The sequence below is a fragment of the Microbacterium galbum genome, assembly GCF_032464915.1.
Lineage (GTDB): Bacteria > Actinomycetota > Actinomycetes > Actinomycetales > Microbacteriaceae > Microbacterium > Microbacterium galbum.
The window spans coordinates 731,853-738,456 of record NZ_JAWDIS010000002.1 but is presented as its reverse complement, the minus strand read 5'-3'; the positions used below and the strand labels follow the sequence as shown (position 1 = coordinate 738,456).

The window sequence follows — 6,604 nt, the reverse complement described above, 5'->3', positions numbered from 1 at the left end:
TAAGCCTCTCAGCGCCGATGGTACTGCAGGGGGGACCCTGTGGGAGAGTAGGACACCGCCGGACTTCCTTTAACGAAATGGCCGCCCAACGCTGGGTGGCCATTTCGCATTTACGGGCACATTTCCCGGGGAGGACGATCATGTCGACGGACGATTCCAACGAGCGCAGGAGTAACGACGGGCGCTCGAGCGACCGTGGATTCGACCGTGGTCGGTCTGCGCGCGGCGATGGTTCGCCGTCTCGCGGAGAGCGGCCTCCCCGCCGTGACGGCGATAGCGCCGGACGTCCTCGGCGCGACGGCGACCGCCCGTTCCGTCGTGACGGCGACCGTCCTGTCCGTCGTGACGGCGACCGTCCTGTCCGTCGTGATGGCGACCGACCTGTGCGTCGTGACGGGGAGGCGCGTCCGTACCGGAACGACGGTGACCGTCCGTTCCGTCGCGACGGCGACCGTCCCGTCCGTCGTGACGGCGACCGACCTGTCCGTCGCGACGGGGAGGCGCGTCCGTACCGGAACGACGGTGACCGTCCGTTCCGTCGTGACGGCGACCGTCCTGTCCGTCGTGATGGCGACCGACCTGTGCGTCGTGACGGGGAGGCGCGTCCGTACCGGAACGACGGTGACCGTCCGTTCCGTCGCGACGGCGACCGTCCCGTCCGTCGTGACGGCGACCGTCCCGTGCGTCGTGACGGCGACCGTCCTGTCCGTCGTGATGGCGACCGTCCTGTCCGTCGTGACGGGGAGGCGCGTCCGTACCGGAACGACGGTGACCGTCCGTTCCGTCGTGACGGCGAGCGTCCCGCGCGTCGTGACGGCGACCGACCTGTGCGTCGTGACGGGGAGGCGCGTCCGTACCGGAACGACGGTGACCGTGCGTTCCGTCGTGACGGCGAGCGTCCCGTGCGTCGTGACGGCGGTGAGCGTGGCTTCGGCGGCGGCGATCGGCGTCCTTCGCGCGACAGCCGCCCCGGCGCGGGAGCGCCCCGCCGCTTCGACCGGGACGATGCGCGCGCGACCCGCCCGCCGCAGGACCGGCGCGAACGTGGCCCCGAGCTGCCCGACGACATCACGGCCTTCGACCTGCCCGGCGCGGCGCGCAACGAGCTCAAGACCCTGAGCAAGGACAACGCCGACAACGTCGCCCGGCATCTGGCGATGGCGGCCCGCCTCATCGACGAGGACCCCGCGCTCGCCCACCAGCACGCCCTCGCCGCTTCGCGCAGCGCGGGTCGCGTGGGCGTCGTCCGGGAGACCGTCGCGATCACCGCCTACGCGGTGGGCGACTTCGCGCTCGCCCTGCGCGAGCTGCGCACGCACCGCCGCATCACGGGCTCCGACGAGCAGCTGCCGCTGATCGTCGACAGCGAACGCGGCGTCGGTCGTGCCGACCGCGCACTCGAGGAAGGCCGGGCGGTCGACCGTTCGACTCTGTCGGTGCCCGTGCGCGTCCAGCTGGCGATCGCCATGTCGGGTGCCCGCCTCGACCTCGGGCAGACGGATCGTGCCCTGCAGGAGCTGGAGATCCCCGAGGCCGATCCCGACCGCGCGTTCGAATGGAGCCCCGCTCTCTTCTCCGCGCGTGCGGCCGTCCTCGAGGAGTTGGGGCGCGACGCGGAGGCCGCGGAGTGGCAACGGCGTGCGGACATCGCCGCAGAGGCGCTGGACGCCGCTGCCGGAGTGGCCGATCGCGAGGTCATCGTCGTCGAGGAGATCGACCTGATCGATGACGACGGCGGAGTGGACGTGGCATCCGGTGTCATTCCCGTCGACGACGTCGACGACGACGACGCCTCGGAGGCGTCCGATGACACGGCCGGCGCCGAGCCCGACGAGCACTCCGCTGCGACGGACCCGGGCTCTGCCACCTCCGACGAGGAAGCATCCGCGTCGGACGACGAGGCCGAGGGGTCGCGATGATCTTCCGCCGCGCGGCCGCGCAGCCCACCCCGTTGGACGGGGTGGACGTCGTGCTCTCCGACCTCGACGGCGTGGTCTACGCGGGCCCGGGTGCACTCCCGCACGCGGTCGACAGCCTCAACCGCGCCCAGGCCGCGGGGCTCCGTCTCGGGTACATCACGAACAACGCTTCGCGCACCGACGCGTCGGTGGCGGAGCACCTGAGTTCGCTCGGGTTGAGCGTCGCGGCCGAGGACGTGACCACGAGCCCGCAGGCCGCGATGCGGCTGATGAAGGACCTCGTCCCGGCGGGCTCGACGCTCCTCGTCATCGGCGGGGAGGGACTCGTCGTCGAGGTGGAGAAGGCGGGCTTCGTCGTCACCCGCAGCGCCGACGATTCCCCGGCCGCGGTCGTGCAGGGCTTCGCGCCCGAGGTGGGGTGGAAGCACCTCGCCGAGGCCGCCTACGCGCTGGCGACGCCGGTGGAAGAGGGTGGCATCCCCTGGGTGGCCACGAACACCGACTGGACCATTCCTCAGGCGCGGGGCATCGCCCCGGGCAACGGCACGCTCGTGTCGGCCGTCCACACGGCGGTGGGGCGCCTGGCGACCATCGCCGGCAAGCCGGAACGCCCCATCTTCGACGAAGCCGTAGCCCGCACGGGCGCGACGTCGCCGCTGTTCATCGGCGACCGTCTCGACACGGACATCCAGGGCGCGCGCGTCGCCGAGATGCCGTCGGTCCTCGTACTGACCGGCATCGACCGGCCCAAGCAGGTGCTGGCGGCACCGCCCTCCCAGCGCCCTGATTACATCGTCGAAGACCTGCGTCAGCTGTTCGAGCCGTACCCGGCCACCGTCGTCAAGGGTGACCGCACGCGGGTCGGCGACGCGGTCGTCGAGATCGACGGCGTCGACCTGCGCATCGTGTCGACCGGCGACCGCCAGATCGACCTCCTGCGCGCGGGAGCAGCCGCCATCTGGAACTCGGGCCGGGCCATCTTCGGCTTCCGCGTGCCGGAGCAGCTGTACGCGGACCCGTTCCGGGTGCGCTGACGTCGGTAGCATGGCATCCATGTCGGACGATGCCGCCCCGGATGCCCCGACCGATCTGATCGATCGGCTGCGCCTCATCGAGGAGCAGCCGCTGGACGTGCGCGCGGACGCCTACGCCGCCGTGCACGACGAACTGGCACAGCGCCTCGCGTCGGCCCCCACCGACTCGTCGGCCGCGCCGCGCCCATGACGACCCGCCTCGATGCGGCACTCGCCGCCCGCGGACTCGCCCGTTCGCGCTCGCACGCGGCGCAGCTCATCGCCTCGGGCGTCGTGAGCGTCGACGGGCGGCCGGTGGTCAAGCCGTCGACGCCGGTCGGGGACGACAACGAGATCTCCGTCGCCGGCGCCGACCATTACGTCAGCCGCGCGGCGCACAAGCTGATCGCGGGACTCGACGCCTTCCCGATCGAGGTGGAGGGGCGCACCGCCCTGGACCTCGGGGCATCGACGGGCGGGTTCACGCAGGTGCTGCGCGAGCGCGGTGCCCGACCGGTCATGGCGGTCGATGTCGGCCACGGGCAGTTGTCCACCGTTCTGGCCGGCGACCCCGACGTCGTGTCGGTCGAGGGGTATAACGTGCGGTTCATGACCGCCGACTCCCTCGCCGCCGCGACGGGAGTCGACGAGCGCCCGCGCGTGGTGACCGGCGATCTGTCGTTCATCTCCCTGCACCACGTGCTCCCGGCCGTCGCGGACACCGCGGCCCCCGACGCCGACGTGGTCCTGCTGATCAAACCGCAGTTCGAAGTGGGTCGCACGGCGGTGAAGGGCGGGCTGGTCACCGACCCCGCCCTGCGCTCCGACGCGGTGCACGGCGTGCTGTGGGCGGCGTGGGACACGGGACTGCGCACGGCCGGCCTGATCGCGTCGCCCCTCGTCGGAACGCACGGCAACCAGGAGTATGTCGCGTGGTTCTCGGCCGTCCGGGGCGGTGACCCCTCAGAATGGGAGAGCACCGTGACCGAACTGACCGGAAGCCGATGACCCCCAGCGATCGCCGAATCCTCCTCGTCGTGCACGCCCGTCGTGACGACACCGTCCATGCCGCCGAACGCATCCTCACCGCCGTGCGCGCGGCGGGGGCGACCCCCGTCGTCTCGGCGGAGGACCGGCCCGAACTGGCCGAGCGGCTCTCGCTCGAGGGCGTCGAGACTCTCGGCGTCGACGTCGACATCGCCGACGTGGAACTCGCGATCGTCCTCGGCGGCGACGGCACCATCTTGCGCGCCGCCGAGACCGTGCGCGGAGGGCGGGCGCCCATCCTCGGCATCAACATGGGGCACGTCGGGTTCCTCGCCGAGATCGAGCGCGACGACATGGACGACGCGGTCCGCCGCGTGATCGCGCGGGACTACACCGTCGAGGAACGTCTCGCCCTCGCCGTGCGGGTGCTGGATGCCGACGACAGCGTCATCTTCGAGACCTGGGCACTGAACGAGGCCACTGTAGAGAAGGCCAGCCGGGAGCGCATGCTCGAGGTGGTCATGGAGGTCGACGGCCGACCGCTGTCGTCATTCGGATGCGACGGGGTCGTCGTCGCGTCGCCCACCGGATCGACCGCGTACAACTTCTCGGCCGGGGGGCCGGTCATCTGGCCCACCGTCGAAGCCATCGCCGTGGTGCCGCTGTCAGCGCACGCGCTCTTCGCTCGCCCCCTCGTGGTGAGCCCCGACGCCACGGTCGCCGTCGAGGTGCTCGAGCGCACGAGCGGAAGCGGCATCCTGTGGTGCGACGGTCGTCGCTCTCACGAGCTGCCGCCCGGGGCGCGAGTCGTCGTGCGGCGATCGTCGCGGCCGGTGCGTCTCGCCCGCCTGCACCCGGCGGCCTTCACGGATCGACTGGTCCGCAAGTTCCGCCTTCCCGTCACCGGGTGGCGCGGCGCCACCGGAGGTGCGGCGTGATCGAGGAGATGCGGCTCAAAGACCTCGGCGTGATCGCCGACGCGACCCTGCCCATCGGGCGTGGGTTCACCGCGATCACGGGGGAGACCGGCGCGGGCAAGACGATGGTGGTCACGGGTCTCGGACTGCTGCTGGGGCAGCGGGCGGACTCGGGCGCGGTGCGCTCGGGCGCCGCTCAGGCCGCGGTCGAGGGCGTGTGGCTCGTACCGGAGGACGGCCCCGTGGCCGCTCGCGTGCGCGAGGCGGGCGGCGACGTCGAGCCGGTCGGCGAGGGGGCGGCGGAGCTGTACCTCGGGCGCACCGTGTCGAGCGAGGGCCGGGGTCGCGCCACCGTGGGCGGCCGGACCGCTCCCGCGGGAGTGCTCGCCGACCTCGCCGACGATCTCGTCGTGGTGCACGGGCAATCCGACCAGTTGCGGCTGCGGTCGGCCTCGGCGCAGCGCGATGCGCTCGACCGCTTCGGCGGAGACACCGTGACCGCGGCCCGGACGGCCTATCGCGCCGCGTGGGACGCCTGGCGCACCCTCGACGCCGAGCTGTCGGCGCTGACCGGCGACCGCGATGACCGGGCTCGCGAAGCCGAGCAGCTGCGTGCCGCGATCGCGGAGATTGAGGCGGCCGCTCCTCTCCCCGGCGAGGAGGACGAGCTCGCGCGCCGCGCCGAGCGCCTCGCGAACGCCGAGGAACTGCGCGTCGCCGCGGTGACCGCGCACGCGGCGCTGTCGAACGAGGACGGCGCCCCGGACGTCGTGTCACTCCTGGCGGAGGCCCGTCGCGCCCTCGAACGCATCTCGGGAAGCGACGCCGCTCTGGCGGCGATCGGCGAGCAGGTCGCCGATCTGGGGTACCGCGCGACCGATGCCTCCGTCGCACTGTCGGGCTATCTCGCCGACCTCGACGAGTCCGGTCCCCACGAGCTCGCGGCGGTCGACGAGCGCCGCGGCGTGCTCGCGGCGCTGGCGCGCACCCACGGCTCCGTGGACGCCGCGATCGAGCTTCTGGCGACGGGATCGGCCCGCCTCGTCGAACTGGACGACGACGGCGATCGGGTCGAGCGCCTCACCGCTCAGCGCGACGCCGCCGCCCGCGAACTCGACGCGGCCGCCGACGCCCTGACCGCGGCCCGCCGGGACGCGGCGGAGCGGCTCGGTGCGGCGGTGACCGAGGAGCTGCACGCCCTCGCCCTTCCCGATGCGCGCTTGACCGTCGACGTGGCTGCCGCGGCACCCGCGGCGCACGGCCGCGACGACGTCTCGATCCTCCTCGCTCCGCACCCCGGAGCCGACCCGCGGCCGGTGTCGCGCGGGGCGTCGGGCGGAGAGCTCAGCCGTGTGATGCTCGCCATCGAGGTGGTCATCGCCGGCGTCGACCCGGTGCCGACGTTCGTCTTCGACGAAGTGGATGCCGGGATCGGCGGCGCCGCGGCCATCGAGGTCGGACGACGTCTGGCGCGCCTGGCCGAATCCTCGCAGGTGATCGCGGTCACGCACCTCGCGCAGGTCGCCGCGTTCGCGGGCAACCACCTCACCGTCGTCAAGGGGAACGACGGCGCGGTCACGGCATCCAGCGTCCGTCGGCTCGACGGAGCGGAGCGCGAAGCGGAGATGGCGCGGCTGCTGTCGGGACTCTCCGACTCGGATGCCGCTCTGACGCACGCGCGGGAACTGCTCGAGACCGGCCGGACGCGCTGATCCGAGTGCTTCGACCCCCGATCGACACGCGGGCGTGACGTGGATGTCGGAAGGGG

7 protein-coding genes and 1 rRNA gene are annotated in these 6,604 nt (G+C 72.8%); 7 read left to right on the top strand and 1 reads right to left on the bottom strand.

Annotated elements, in window-relative coordinates; genetic code table 11:
* Nucleotides 1-64, top strand: a 5S ribosomal RNA gene (rrf, locus tag RWH45_RS16270); the annotation flags it as partial.
* 46 nt (nucleotides 65-110) lie between these two features.
* On the opposite strand, the gene RWH45_RS12745 is transcribed toward rrf, so the two are convergent.
* Entirely contained in the window at nucleotides 111-1,151 is a 1,041-nt protein-coding gene (locus RWH45_RS12745) for a hypothetical protein (protein ID WP_315995255.1), read from the bottom strand.
* 6 nt (nucleotides 1,152-1,157) lie between these two features.
* Between RWH45_RS12745 and RWH45_RS12740 the strand changes: the two genes are divergently transcribed.
* From RWH45_RS12740 to recN, 6 genes are read left to right on the top strand one after another with little or no spacing between them, the layout of a single operon-like run.
* Nucleotides 1,158-1,919: a hypothetical protein gene (locus RWH45_RS12740; protein ID WP_315995254.1), complete on the top strand. Its 762-nt coding sequence runs from the start codon at nucleotides 1,158-1,160 to the stop codon at nucleotides 1,917-1,919.
* Nucleotides 1,916-2,953 carry an HAD-IIA family hydrolase gene (locus RWH45_RS12735; protein WP_315995253.1) on the top strand — a complete coding sequence of 346 codons (1,038 nt, stop codon included), beginning with the start codon at nucleotides 1,916-1,918 and terminating at the stop codon, nucleotides 2,951-2,953. The genes RWH45_RS12740 and RWH45_RS12735 overlap by 4 nt, the downstream gene beginning before the upstream one ends.
* A 19-nt stretch (nucleotides 2,954-2,972) precedes the next feature.
* Nucleotides 2,973-3,143 carry a hypothetical protein gene (locus RWH45_RS12730; RefSeq protein ID WP_315995252.1) on the top strand — a complete coding sequence of 57 codons (171 nt, stop codon included), beginning with the start codon at nucleotides 2,973-2,975 and terminating at the stop codon, nucleotides 3,141-3,143.
* Nucleotides 3,140-3,940, top strand: a complete 801-nt coding sequence (locus RWH45_RS12725; protein ID WP_315995251.1) for a TlyA family RNA methyltransferase — start codon at nucleotides 3,140-3,142, stop codon at nucleotides 3,938-3,940. The genes RWH45_RS12730 and RWH45_RS12725 overlap by 4 nt, the downstream gene beginning before the upstream one ends.
* Nucleotides 3,937-4,857, top strand: coding sequence for an NAD kinase (locus tag RWH45_RS12720; protein ID WP_315995250.1), 921 nt, complete (start codon nucleotides 3,937-3,939; stop codon nucleotides 4,855-4,857). The genes RWH45_RS12725 and RWH45_RS12720 overlap by 4 nt, the downstream gene beginning before the upstream one ends.
* Nucleotides 4,854-6,548, top strand: coding sequence for a DNA repair protein RecN (gene recN / locus RWH45_RS12715; protein ID WP_315995249.1), 1,695 nt, complete (start codon nucleotides 4,854-4,856; stop codon nucleotides 6,546-6,548). The genes RWH45_RS12720 and recN overlap by 4 nt, the downstream gene beginning before the upstream one ends.
* Nucleotides 6,549-6,604 lie beyond the last annotated feature (56 nt).